This is a genomic window from Haliscomenobacter sp. (assembly GCF_040403615.1).
Taxonomy (GTDB): Bacteria; Bacteroidota; Bacteroidia; order Chitinophagales; family Saprospiraceae; genus Haliscomenobacter.
The window spans coordinates 1-12,494 of the sequence record NZ_JBBAKG010000076.1 but is presented as its reverse complement, the minus strand read 5'-3'; the positions used below and the strand labels follow the sequence as shown (position 1 = coordinate 12,494).

The 12,494-nt window shown below is 46.7% G+C and carries 9 protein-coding genes; 6 read left to right on the top strand and 3 right to left on the bottom strand.

Annotated features, from left to right (window positions below; translation table 11 throughout):
* The first annotated feature begins 181 nt into the window (after window positions 1-181).
* From ABW391_RS20650 to porZ, 3 genes are read left to right on the top strand one after another with little or no spacing between them, the layout of a single operon-like run.
* Window positions 182-982, top strand: coding sequence for a pseudouridine synthase (locus ABW391_RS20650; protein ID WP_353483812.1), 801 nt, complete (start codon window positions 182-184; stop codon window positions 980-982).
* A 57-nt stretch (window positions 983-1,039) separates the two neighbouring features.
* Window positions 1,040-1,651 (top strand): nicotinate (nicotinamide) nucleotide adenylyltransferase, encoded by a 612-nt coding sequence (gene nadD / locus ABW391_RS20645; protein ID WP_353483811.1) that lies wholly within the window; start codon window positions 1,040-1,042, stop codon window positions 1,649-1,651.
* Window positions 1,652-1,667: 16 nt separating this feature from the next.
* On the top strand, window positions 1,668-4,022 hold the full coding sequence (gene porZ, locus ABW391_RS20640; RefSeq protein WP_353483810.1) for a type IX secretion system anionic LPS delivery protein PorZ: 2,355 nt from the start codon (window positions 1,668-1,670) through the stop codon (window positions 4,020-4,022).
* 11 nt (window positions 4,023-4,033) lie between these two features.
* Here porZ and ABW391_RS20635 read toward each other — a convergent pair whose 3' ends face one another.
* Window positions 4,034-4,666: a thioredoxin family protein gene (locus ABW391_RS20635; protein ID WP_353483809.1), complete on the bottom strand. Its 633-nt coding sequence runs from the start codon at window positions 4,664-4,666 to the stop codon at window positions 4,034-4,036.
* Window positions 4,667-4,977: 311 nt separating this feature from the next.
* On the opposite strand from ABW391_RS20635, the gene ABW391_RS20630 reads away from it, so the two are divergent.
* From ABW391_RS20630 to porQ, 3 genes are read left to right on the top strand one after another with little or no spacing between them, the layout of a single operon-like run.
* The gene (locus ABW391_RS20630) at window positions 4,978-6,303 is read left to right on the top strand and encodes a UDP-glucose dehydrogenase family protein (protein ID WP_353483808.1); all 1,326 of its coding nucleotides are present in this window, start codon (window positions 4,978-4,980) and stop codon (window positions 6,301-6,303) included.
* A 1-nt stretch (window position 6,304) separates the two neighbouring features.
* Window positions 6,305-7,039, top strand: coding sequence for a toxin-antitoxin system YwqK family antitoxin (locus ABW391_RS20625; RefSeq protein ID WP_353483807.1), 735 nt, complete (start codon window positions 6,305-6,307; stop codon window positions 7,037-7,039).
* Window positions 7,040-7,044: 5 nt separating this feature from the next.
* Complete coding sequence (gene porQ, locus ABW391_RS20620; protein WP_353483806.1) at window positions 7,045-8,106, top strand: type IX secretion system protein PorQ; 1,062 nt, start codon at window positions 7,045-7,047, stop codon at window positions 8,104-8,106.
* Between the two features lie 132 nt (window positions 8,107-8,238).
* Here the strand turns inward: porQ and ABW391_RS20615 are convergent, their stop codons facing one another.
* Window positions 8,239-9,021 carry a segregation and condensation protein A gene (locus ABW391_RS20615; protein WP_353483805.1) on the bottom strand — a complete coding sequence of 261 codons (783 nt, stop codon included), beginning with the start codon at window positions 9,019-9,021 and terminating at the stop codon, window positions 8,239-8,241.
* Between the two features lie 99 nt (window positions 9,022-9,120).
* Window positions 9,121-12,270, bottom strand: coding sequence for a TonB-dependent receptor (locus ABW391_RS20610; protein ID WP_353483804.1), 3,150 nt, complete (start codon window positions 12,268-12,270; stop codon window positions 9,121-9,123).
* Window positions 12,271-12,494 lie beyond the last annotated feature (224 nt).

Here is a 12,494-nt window from a genome sequence, read left to right as displayed (position 1 = left end):
CATTTTTCCTGAGCCAGAGGATTAGATAAGACACTTGAAATGAAACGTTTACTTATCTAATCCTCTGGCAAAATGATCACTTATTTTTTTATCGCCCCTTAGTGTGTTGTTTTTGTTTTAATTTTGTCAGGGTTTAGGCGTTGATGCACCTAAACCCTGAATCTTTTTAATCAAAGTCTTCATGGCAAAACAGTTGCGCCGAAAACCGGTGCTTTCCAAAAAAAAAGTAGATCGTCGTCCGGCTACCGTTCCAGAATCGACCGAGGGCATGCGGCTCAATAAATTCGTTGCGCATTGCGGCATTGCTTCCCGCAGAGAGGCTGCCGAGTTGGTGAAGCAGGGCCATGTTACGATCAACGGAGAAGTGGTTATTGAGCCTTTTTACCAAATCAAGGTAGAAGATATCGTTAAATACAAAGGCAAGGTAATCCGGCCAGAAATTCGGCGGGTATACTACCTGATGAATAAACCCAAAAACGTCATTACGACCACTGCGGATGAAAAAGGCCGCAAAACGGTACTGGATTTGGTTGCCGATCGGGTAGAGGAAAGGGTTTTTCCGGTGGGTCGACTGGATCGCGATACTACGGGCTTGCTCTTGCTCACCAATGATGGTGAATTGGCGCAAAAGATGACCCATCCCAGTTACAAGATGAAAAAGATATACCACGCTACGCTGGATAAGAACATCTCCAATGAAGACTTGAAAAAAATTCAGGCTGGACTGGAACTAGAAGATGGACTTGCCCCTGTAGACAGTGCTGAATTCATCGTGGAGCGGCCCCACAACGAAGTGGGCATCACCATCCATATTGGGCGCAACCGGATAGTGCGCCGCATTTTTTCTCACCTTGGTTATGAGGTACTCAAGTTGGATCGGGTTTATTTGGGTGGACTCACCAAAAAAGATTTACCGCGGGGTTTTGTGCGGCAATTGACCAAACAAGAGGTCATTATGCTGAAGCATTTTACTGGCAAGTAGAAGACTATTGAAAAAAACGGAAGCAACATTTTTGAGATAAGGCGAATCTTAAAACCGATGAGTACCAGTAAAAATGCAAAAGTTGGTCTTTTTTTTGGATCCTTCAATCCGGTGCATATTGGCCATTTGATTATCGCCAACTACATGGCGACTCAAACGGATCTCAAGGAGGTTTGGCTGGTAGTTTCACCACAAAATCCACTCAAATCCAAGCAATCTCTGGCTCGAGATCAGGATCGCCTGCATCTGGTGCGCATTGCCATCGACGACAACCTTAAACTGAGGGCCAGCGATATTGAGTTTTCCTTGCTGCAACCTTCTTACACCATTGATACCTTGACCTACTTGCGGGAACGCCATCCTGAAAAGCAATTTGTACTGATCATGGGGGGTGACAATTTGCCCACCCTCAACAAGTGGAAGAATTACGAATTGATTCTGCGGGATTTTGAGCTTTACGTATACAATCGGCCAGGCTATGCCTTGGGAGAACTCGAAAACCATCCGCAGGTCAGGGTGTTTGATAAAGTACCCCAAATGCAGATTTCGGCCAGTTATATTCGAGAGAGCATTGCCAATGGCCTGCCGATTCAGTATTTGGTCACAGACCCCGTATTGAAGTACCTGGAAAGCAGTGGATTGTACAAAAACAACCGAAAAAAAGAATAACTTCAAATTACAACTGATGCGCCATATCGTTTTACTCCTCCTATTAATCAGTACAGGACTGGCTGGCCAGGTTGATACCAGCACACTGGCCATTGGCCAATGGAGAACACTCTTGCCCTTGCGAACTGGAAGGTACGTTACCCAAAGTGTGGACAAGGTGTACTATGCTGCTGAAGAGTCTATTCTGGCCATTGATAAAGTAGATTTTTCTTTGGAGGAAATTACCCGGGTACAAGGCTTGAGCAATACCCAGGCCAAAATTTTGACTTATGTACCCGGTAGTAAGGTGCTTTTGGTGGTATACGACAACAGTGTCATTGACCTGATGCCCGAGAAAGGGCCTATTCTTACCCTCAACCAGATAACCAACTTCAGCAATTTTGTAGGGGATAAAATTGTACATGGCATCAGCATTGAAGATACTGAAAACGTATTCATTTGTGGCAACTATGGCTTGTCGCGCTTGAACCTCAACAAGCGGGAGTTTTCATTTTCCACCTTTACCGGACTGGATGTCTACGGAGCTGCGGTTTTTAAAGGTTTCATTTATGCAGCTACCGAAGGCGGGGTTTTTCGGGTTGCCTCCAACGAACCCAATTTGCAGAATTTCAGCAATTGGAAGTATCTGGGCCCTGAATCTGGCTTCCCTGCCAATTACTCCTCCAAAGCCATTGCTGTTTTTAACAATCAACTCTATTTTGATGTAGACCGCAGTCTTTATCGTTTGGGGGCATCCAACCCCGAATTGATCTACTCCAAGCCAGGCTTCGCGATCCAATACCTCAGTGCTGAAGGCAAAAACCTACTGGTAGGCTACCGCTGCCAAAGCAATTGCGACCGTGGAGCGCTGGTGGCTTTTGATGCCTCAGGAAAGCGACAAGAAGCCAGCAGCCAATGCATGGGCGTGCCCAATTATGCGGTAGAAGACCAGCGCGGACGCATCTGGCTGGGCGACGAATGGATGGAGTTTCGGGTGCTCAATAGCTTACAGGATCCCCAATGCAGCAATTATGTGTTCAATTCCCCTTTTTCTAACAAGGTTTGGGAAATGGCCGTTCGCGACAATGAGCTATGGTTGGCTACCGGGGGCGTGAGTCGAATTTTTAGTTATTTGGATCGATCCGATGGGTTTGCATCGTACATAGACGGGAAATGGGACATCTTCACCCGCTTCAATAGCCCTTATTTAAAAGGAGAAAAACCCAATGATCCTTTTGACGACCTCACCGATGTGATCACCATCGCGCTGCATCCCAGCAATAAAAAAGTATACGTAGGTTCTTTTTATGAAGGGTTGGTGGAAATCAACGGAGACAAATTCACCCTGTTCAACGAAAAAAATTCATCGCTCAACAATACCATTGGCGACATTGCCCGCACCCGCATCAGTGGCCTGGCGTTTGATAAAGACGAAAATCTTTGGATGGCCAATCACCTGGCCGCCAAACCCATTTCGGTGCTGACCAAAGACGGGAAATGGCAAAGTTTTCAACCCTCTTGCGGCGTGACTTCTTTGCACCAATTGGCCATTGATCAAAATGGGTACAAATGGTTTTGCTCCAGTTCCAATTCTGCCGGATTGATCGTTTTTGATTCCGGTAAATTGGACGATGCTGCGGACGACAAATGCCGGGTCTTCACCACCGCAAATAGCGAACTGCAAACCAATCAGGTCAATTGTGTCGCTGCAGATCTGGATGGCGATGTATGGGTAGGTACAGGCGAAGGGGTCGTCATTTTTGAATGCGGCTCCAATGCTTTTGATCAAAATTGCCGGGGAACGCGGCGTGTGGTGGAAATCATCAATGGCCTGGGTGCATACTTATTGGAAACGGAAGTTGTAACCACCATTGCCGTGGATGGCGCAAACCGCAAGTGGATTGGCACTAAAAACGGGGTGTTTGTGCTTTCTCCCAATGGCCAAAACCAATTGGCACACTATACCACCCGAAATTCTCCTTTGCTGAACAACGCTATTCTGGACATTGCGATCAATTCCAAAACGGGTGAAGCCTACATTGGTACAGAAAGTGGCATTATTGTGCTACAAAGCGACGCCATCCAAGGTGGAAAAGTCCACAACGTAGAACTCAAGGTGTATCCCAACCCCGTTCGGCCTGATTATGCAGGGCCAATTGCCATTCGAGGTTTGGCACGCGACGCAGCAGTGAAAATTACGGATGTGGGGGGTAATCTGGTATTCGAAACCAGAGCACTTGGTGGCCAGGCCATTTGGGATGGCCGGGACTACAACGGAAAAAGAGTGCAATCTGGGGTCTATCTGGTTTTTAGTTCCAGCAATCCACGCGAGGCGGGCTTTGGCAAACCCGATACCGCAACTGGCAAAATAGTAGTCTTACACAACGAATAAATGCCTTTAATTCAAAGCGCAACTTTTTTCAAAAGGTCTAAAAATTCCTTTTGCGTACTGTACGTTTTGTCTTTGGCATACCAGCGCTGTGTTTTGGTTAAAAACTCGTTATAGCTCAGTTTTTGCTGTTGTTCATCCTTGATGGCATTGATCTGTTGAAGATTTTCCAGCACAAATGTTTGCAGTTCTACAGGGCGAGGGCCCCAGTGGCCTAAAACTTTCAAAGATGCTTTGTCCAAAAGAACAACCACAGGGATTGATCGGGTGCCATTGGTCAAAAATGCGTCCATGATTTCAGGATGCTGGTCTCGAAAAATGAGCCGGTGTTCTACTTTATCGCTGAGCGAAGCCATTTTTTGAATAGCGGGTAAAATTTGAGCAACATCGCCACACCAGGCTTCGACAATAGACAACCAAATCATTGGTGTACGGATTGCGGCCATTTGCAAGCGAGTTTGCGCAGTCATGCGGGCAGTTTTATCCAGTCGCTCCATTCGGATCAAATTCAATCGGGTATTATGGGTGTCGATTTCGATGCTCTTTAACGACAAATAATGGCTCTGAGACAAAAAGTTTTCAACAAAAGCGTGGTATTCCTCGTAGCCAATGGACTTTTGAATAACAATGGTTTCAATGGTTTGCATAAATGTTGCTACTTACAAATGGTGAATAGGTGTGCGTGAATCGGTTCTGTGTGTCATTTCCCTGCAAAGAAACGCAATATTTCCAGTGGTTAGTTTTCCTAACAAATGATAATTTTTTCTTAACAAAGTATTTGTCAACAATCGTGCATTTTTTTGCTGATTGTTTTACTAGAATTATAACTTTAAGTTAGAATCGGGCAACGTTTTTTGAGTTCCAGGTATCTTCTTGTAAATTCCTGAAACAAATTTCATGTTACTGTATTCTGCTATGATACATATTATGTATTTTTGTTCTTAAAAAAAATCATCACATGAACTTAGCTGTAATTGGTACTGGTTATGTCGGTTTGGTAACGGGCACTTGCTTCGCAGAAACCGGCAACAACGTCATTTGTGTTGACATTGACGTAAACAAAGTAGAACGACTCCGCAAAGGAGAAATCACTATTTTTGAGCCTGGCTTAGAGACCCTGTTTGAACGAAACAGTAGACAGGGGCGCTTGAAATTTACCACAGACATCAAAGAAGCGGTAGATTCGGCTCAAATCATTTTTTTAGCCTTGCCAACCCCTCCTGGAGGAGATGGTTCTGCAGATTTGTCTTACATCATGGGGGTTGCCAAGCAATTGTCGCACCTCATCACGGAGTATAAAGTCATCATTGACAAAAGTACCGTTCCTGTGGGTACGGCTGAAAAAGTTCACGCCATCATCGCTGAAAACGTGAGCGACACACTATTTGATGTAGTGTCAAATCCAGAATTTTTGAGAGAAGGGGTGGCTGTTGAGGATTTCCTGAAGCCCGACCGGGTTGTCATCGGTACAGATTCGGAGCGAGCCCGCAAGTTAATGAAACAATTGTACGAGCCTTTTGTGCGGCAAGGTAACCCAATTTATTTTATGGATGAGCGTTCTGCCGAAATGACCAAGTACGCAGCCAACTCTTATCTGGCTACACGCATCTCGTTTATGAACGAAATTGCCAACTTGTGTGAAAAAGTAGGTGCCAACGTCGACATGGTTCGGATGGGCATGGGCAGCGACTCCCGCATTGGCAAGCGCTTTTTGTTTCCTGGTATTGGATATGGTGGCAGTTGTTTTCCCAAAGATGTACAAGCATTGGCCCGAACCGCCGCTGATACAGGCTATGATTTCAGAATTCTGAATGCCGTAATGGGGATCAACGACAAGCAGCGTTATATCTTGGCCGATAAAATCAAAGCGTACTTTGGCGATGATCTGAGCGGGCGCACCATTGGCATTTGGGGATTGGCCTTTAAGCCCAATACCGATGATATTCGGGAAGCACCAGCCCTGTACATCATCGAAACACTTTTAGCTGCCGGAGCTACCATCAAAGCATTTGACCCGGAAGCGATGGACAATATCAAGAAGTACTTTGGTGATCGGATTCAGCTTTGCCAGGATCAATACGAAGCGCTCATCAATGCGGATGCACTGGCTATTATTACAGAATGGAGTGTCTTCCGCACGCCAAGTTTTCAGGTAATGAAAGAATTGATGAAACACGACGTTATCTTTGATGGACGCAACTTGTACGATTTGGAAGCCATTGCAGATCACGGTTTCCTTTACCACAGCATTGGCCGGGAAACCGTAGGAAATAAACCAGCATAATATGTATAAAAATTTGAGTTCAACCCTTGGTATCGGGTTACTCTTTTGGCTGCTGACGGCGTGCTTGAACAACAATTCAGCACCGCCGTCAGCAGCCGAACAAAAAGAGAAGTCATTCTTGACAGATGAGGATACGTCACTGCCTCAATCTCCTGGTTCACTTGAAAAAGTAGAAGAAACCGATCCAGATGGGAATGTGCTCAATTTTACCCGGCGAAAAAAAGACAGCCTGCGGGAAGGCATTTTTATAAAAACCAATAAGAAAGGATTAAAACTGGAGCAAGCCAATTACCGCAACGGCAAATTGGAAGGTCATCGGGTACTTTTTCACCCCAATGGGGATACTATGATTGTAGAGACGCGTCGCAATGACCTGTTTGAGGGTGAATACAAATCTTTTTACCCCAGTGGACAGCTCAAAATGACCTGCCAATACCGCAACAACAACATCGAAGGAGCCTGGTTGCAATACTATGAAACCGGGCAGCTCAAAGAAGAAGTGTTGTTTGTCAACAATGCCGAAAATGGCCCATTTAAAGAATACCACCTCAATGGCCAATTGAGTGTAGAAGGGGCTTACAAAGATGGCGCCAATGAGCATGGCCCCCTCAAGTTTTATGATGAACAAGGGGTGCACAACAAAACCATGGAATGCAAGATGGGGGTCTGTCGCACCATTTGGAAATTGGAAAACGAAAAAGGCAGCAAATCCAAAAAATCAAAACGCCAAAAATAAGTACCATGGGTCTCCGTATATGCTTGATTTTGGTGGTATTCAGTCTGGCCTGGCCCTTGCAGGCCCAAATCACTGGAGGACGAAGTACCTACGCTTTTTTAGGTCTGCCCAGTTCTGCTCGGGTGTCGGGCTTAGCTGGCAACCTGATCACCGTTGTAGACGATGATGTGAGTCTGGCCTTTTCCAATCCAGCAGCACTCAACCCATTGATGCATCAGCAATTGGCATTCAACCACGGTTTTTTGGGTGGCCAGATGCAGCACGGTGCTTTCAACTTTGGACACAAGTTGGGATCAAAAGGCACCACCATTCACGCAGGCGTTCAATATGCCCGCTACGGTGAAATAGAACAAACCAATGAATTTTTTCAAGACCTGGGTACCTTCAATGCCGCAGATTACGCCATCGTGGCGGGGATTGCGCATCCAGTATACGATAGGCTCAATGTGGGCGCCAATTTGCGCCTGATCAGTTCCCTGTACGGGCAATACAGTTCCCTGGGTTTTGCATCGGATTTGGCGGCCACCTACCGGGATACCGCCAAACGGGTTACCGTGAGTTTGGTATTCCGCAACGTGGGGCAACAGTTGTCTACTTATGATCCCAGCATCGGCAAAGAACCGCTGCCATTTGATTTGCAAATCGGCATTTCCAAACAGTTGAAATACCTGCCATTCCGGTTTTCGTTCATTTACACGTCCCTCAATCGTTGGAATGTGTTGTATGATGACCCCAACCTGGACAGTGGCACTATCTTTCTGGGCGAAGAGCCCAAAGATCCATCCTCTTTCAACCTGTGGATGGATAATTTCTTTCGGCACGTGATTTTTAATGGAGAGTTGCTCATCGGTGCACGCGAAAATTTTCGCTTGCGTTTTGGCTACAATTACCGCCTCCACCGCGAAATGACGGTGCAAGGCTACAGCAGTCTAGCCGGATTTACTTTTGGCGTGGGCTTGAAAGTGAATCGCTTTCGGATCGATTTTGGGCGGGGCATTTACCATTTGGCAGGTGGCCAAACCCAACTTGGTATTTCTACGAATTTCAAGGAATTTCGAAAAGGATAAGCAACGCAGAAAAATTAACTTCCCGATTTTGGGTTTTGAATAGGAAGTCGAACGGTTCATTTAAAGTGAGCTTTCTATTCAAAACCCTCTAAAAAAATCGGGAAGTAATTTTTTGCGTCATACTAAATACAACTATTCTTCTTCCCAGTTCACCCCCTCTTCTTCATCTTCGGGGGGAGCTTGCAGCCAGAAATTATTCACTCCTTCGCCTTGGAGTACCTTGATTTTATTGAGGTTAACCAGATCCAAGAGCGCCAAAAAGGTAATGATGGCGTGGATGCGGTCTTTGCAATCGCCAAAGATATTTTTGAAATCCGCCCTGCGTCCATCGCTAATCTGACTGTAAATGAACTCCTGCTGCCCTTCGATGGTATAACTGAAGCGGGCAATCTGGTGTACAGCTCTAGGCGCAGGCGTTTCGAAGCGCCCCATTACACTTTCAAATGCCCGCAAAAGCCGGAACAAGGTCAGGGACTCCAACTCGGTATCGACCAGGGCTTTGGTGGCAATCTGTTGCAATTCCTGGGCAATGTTGCCCCTGCTTTCCTGCATGGCGCGGTGTTCTTCCATCTCCCGCATTTCATCCAATACGCTTTTGTAGCGCTTGTATTCCAGCAGGCGTTGCACCAATTCTTCGCGCGGGTCAATCTCGTTGCCGCTTTCGTCGAGCTGCTTGCGGGGCAACAGCATTTTAGCTTTGATGCGGCAGAGCGTGGCAGCCACCAGGATGAATTCACTGGCCAAATCGATGTTCATCCGCTCGAGGTGGTGCAGGTACTCCAAAAAATCATCGGTAATGGTTGCAATCGGAATGTCATCGATGTCCAACTCATCGCGCTCAATGAAAAACAACAACAGATCGAAGGGGCCATCGAACTGTGGAAGGTGAATGGTATAGGTATCATTTACTGCCATGGGGCGAAAGTTAGGTAGATTTCCGGTAAAAATAAAGCGCTATCCACCTCCCGGTGAATAGCGCCTCATCTTCTTTCAAAGGGCCTTTTCAGGCTTTTATCAGAACGTAAATCTCAAGCCTACTCTTGCCTGCCATCTCGACAAGAGGCTGAAATCGTTGGCATAAGTACTTTTCAAGGAAGCATCAAAAGAATAGGTTGGCGTTCCAGCAGCATCCACACTCACGCCGATCGGTTGAGTGTTGACCGGAAGCTGGCGTACCCCCCAATTGGAATTGAGCATGTTGCCAAAATTCAGGATATCCAGGGTGAACTGGAGGCCTTGGCCACTTGCAAAATGGTAATCTTGCATCAGGCGCAGATCCCACTGAGAATACCAGGGTGCCAGAATCGCGTATTTTTCAGCATACTGTCCCCGATGCTCGCTCAAGTATTTGTCTTGCGCGATGTAGCTGCGGAATGCTTCCCGCTGGGCAGCAGTCTGGAAGTTCATTTGTCCCAATTGTGCATCTGTAGGAATGAAGATCAAATCGTTGAGAGCCGATCCATCGTTGTTGATGTCGCCAGAATAAGTGTAGCTGAACCGGAAGTCGGCTACGTTGTCATTCTGTGTCGTTCCTCCTTGTGCGTACTGCACAAAAGTAGACACAGTAGTTGCCCATGGACCGTACTCAAAGGTTTTGAAAGCAGAGCCAATAAAGCGGTGCTTGGCTCCAAAAAGTGAAGGCGCCAGCAAGGCATTGTTTACGTGATTGATGGCCGGGTTGCGGTCAAAGGCATCACTGGAGATTTCTGCTTCCACCGAGGAAGCATCTTTGGCATCCAGGTAGTTGTAGCCCAACATGACCTGGCCATTTTTGAAGTTCCGACGCAATTGTACACTGGTATTGAAAGAGTAGCCAATCTTGGTATTGGAAAACACGTAAGCATTGGTTGGGCCGCCAAATACCAGGGTGCGGTCATTGTTGGTGTAAATTGGACGTGTATCTGGGCCTTTCAGTTTACCAGTAGGTGGCTTTAGGCCATAGTTGCGCACCATGGCAGCATGGAGGTCTTTGGTGTAAAGGATGTCCATGGTAAAGACCCAATTGCCAATTTTGCGGTCGTAACCCAAATTAGAGCGCCATACTTGTGGGAACTTGAAGTTCGGATCGGTAAAGTTGTAAAAGAAAAAGTTGGGGTTGGCCACCTGGTTGCCGATCCATACAAAAGGCAGGCGTCCGGTGAAGAATCCTGTACCACCGCGCAATTGTGCAGTTTTGCCTTCGCTGCCCATATCGTAGTTGAACCCGATTCGTGGAGAGAACAATGGCACTTGTTTCGGCAGTTGCGTGTGGTCAAACTTTTGAGGTGTACCCTGCTCGTTGTACCAGGTGATGGTAGGATCGTAGCAACAGTTGCGCTTGATGTTTTCTTCAATTTTGCTGGACGTATTGAAGTACAGGGGCATGTCCATCCGTACCCCATAGGTCAGGGTGAGTTTTTTGTTCACCGTCCATTCGTCTTGCAGGTAGAAAGCGAACTGGCCCACATTGGTTTCGGCCAAAGCCCAACCTTTGCCTGCTGTACCACCTTCACCACCATTGGCTTGTGAGGTGGCGCGAGCAGCAGCTACTTCATTGTCGAATCCTCCGGTGCGTACACTGTCCAAAAATGCGGCAGTACTTGCATAGCCAGGGCCAAAAGTGCCTCCGTAAGCGTTCAGGTTGAACGAGTTGTCGAAACTGAATGCTTCCAGGCTTGTACCTATAGTATACGTGTGCTTGCCTTTGTAGATGTTGAAGTTATCCGTGAATTGGAATACTTTCTGGTTCAGGCGATTAAAGACCGAAAATGGCTCTTGACCAGCTACGATGTAGCGAATCCCATCCTTGTTGATGTTGATCACGGGGAAAGGAGCTGAAAATGGATCGCGAGCGTCGCGGAAAGTGGTATAACCTACCTGAACTTTGTTGGCGGCAGCATTGCCAAAGAGGGTACGCAATTCTACAATAGCTGAATTGATCTTGTTGTTGATCTGGTAGCCTGAATTGAAGTATTGCAGTGTAGTAAGGTCTGGACCACGACGACCGATGGCCGAAGGGTGGGCAGGCTTTTGCTTGAACGCATCAAGAATGTTGTACGTGGCAGTCAGCGTAGAGCTTTTGCTGATCTGGTAATCCAGTTTCAGGATGGCTTTGGTGCTGTTGGTGTTGTGCAAGTAGCCTTCGTAAGGCCCGGTTTGGTACTGATACCGGGTTTGTAAAGCAGATGCAACTGCATCTAAATCCGATTTGGCTACGCGAGATACGTTTGATCCGCTGCGGCCAGCTGCGGCTGCAATGGCGGTAGAACCCAAGTCTGAGCGTTGATCGATTTCTGCGTTGACAAAGAAGAAGAGTTTGTTTTTGATGATTGGCCCACCCAATGCAAAACCATATTGATTTTGTGAAAGGTCTGGAACGACAATCTTTTCGCCACTTACTTTTCCTCCGGTAAGATCCTGGTTGCGGGTATACCCGAATACCGCACCTTTAAATTTGTTGGTACCAGATTTGGTTACCGCGTTGACCGAAGCACCAGTGAAACCTGCCTGGGTTACATCATAAGGCGCCAATGAAACGGTGATTTGTTCAATCGCATCCAATGAAATGGGTTGGGCATCAGCTTGACCACCTGGGGTAGCCGCATCCAGACCGAAAGGGTTGTTGAAGATCGCGCCATCTACCGTGAAGTTGTTGTACTGGTCGTTGCGACCTGCAAACGACACCCCATCAGAAGCAGGCGTTGCACGGTAAAAATCTTGTGCCGAACGCGAGATGGTTGGCAACTTGGCCAATGCCTCCGAACTGATGTTGGTTTCAGATCCGGTACGGCCACGCCCAAAAATGGCGCTGCGACCCGAACTGATTTCAACGCCGTCTAGCATGGTGGCGTTTTCAGTCAACTTGGCATTTACAGTGTACTTGCTGCCCAATTGCAGGTACACATTGTCAACTTGAAAATCCTTGAAACCTACGTAAGAAATCTTGATGGTGTAGGGCCCACCTACCCGCATGTTGGGGATGCTGAATCCACCGTCGGCGCGGGTGTCTACTCCATAAACAACGCCAGATTCAATGTGCGTAGCCAAAATGGTGGCTCCAAAGAGTGGCTCGCCAGATTCGGAAGTAGCGCTCCCTTGAATGGCAGAAGTAGTTTGTTGTGCGTTTGCGTTAACGCAAAACAGGGAGATGGCAAGCAATGCCAAGAAACGTAAACCTTGTTTCATCAAAAAGTGAGTTTAAATTGGTTGGGTAAACATGCTGTCGGGGGGTAAAAATAGTTAATGAAAATTTAACCTAGAGCCTTCTGTATTAATTTATTGTTAATTTTTTGTTTGCAGCCAATAAACCCCGAACTTGTTGAGCAAGCATTCCTTTTCTTTCAAACTTGTAATTCCTTAGAGCATGTCTAAAAAATAAAGTTTGAAAAAGGGAGTCAGCCACTATCTTT

Coding starts and splice junctions, on each gene's coding strand:
- ABW391_RS20650 (WP_353483812.1), top strand. CDS start 182: ATGGCAAAACAGTTGCGCCGAAAACCGGTGCTTTCCAAAAAAAAAGTA.
- nadD (WP_353483811.1), top strand. CDS start 1,040: ATGAGTACCAGTAAAAATGCAAAAGTTGGTCTTTTTTTTGGATCCTTC.
- porZ (WP_353483810.1), top strand. CDS start 1,668: ATGCGCCATATCGTTTTACTCCTCCTATTAATCAGTACAGGACTGGCT.
- ABW391_RS20635 (WP_353483809.1), bottom strand. CDS start 4,666: ATGCAAACCATTGAAACCATTGTTATTCAAAAGTCCATTGGCTACGAG.
- ABW391_RS20630 (WP_353483808.1), top strand. CDS start 4,978: ATGAACTTAGCTGTAATTGGTACTGGTTATGTCGGTTTGGTAACGGGC.
- ABW391_RS20625 (WP_353483807.1), top strand. CDS start 6,305: ATGTATAAAAATTTGAGTTCAACCCTTGGTATCGGGTTACTCTTTTGG.
- porQ (WP_353483806.1), top strand. CDS start 7,045: ATGGGTCTCCGTATATGCTTGATTTTGGTGGTATTCAGTCTGGCCTGG.
- ABW391_RS20615 (WP_353483805.1), bottom strand. CDS start 9,021: ATGGCAGTAAATGATACCTATACCATTCACCTTCCACAGTTCGATGGC.
- ABW391_RS20610 (WP_353483804.1), bottom strand. CDS start 12,270: ATGAAACAAGGTTTACGTTTCTTGGCATTGCTTGCCATCTCCCTGTTT.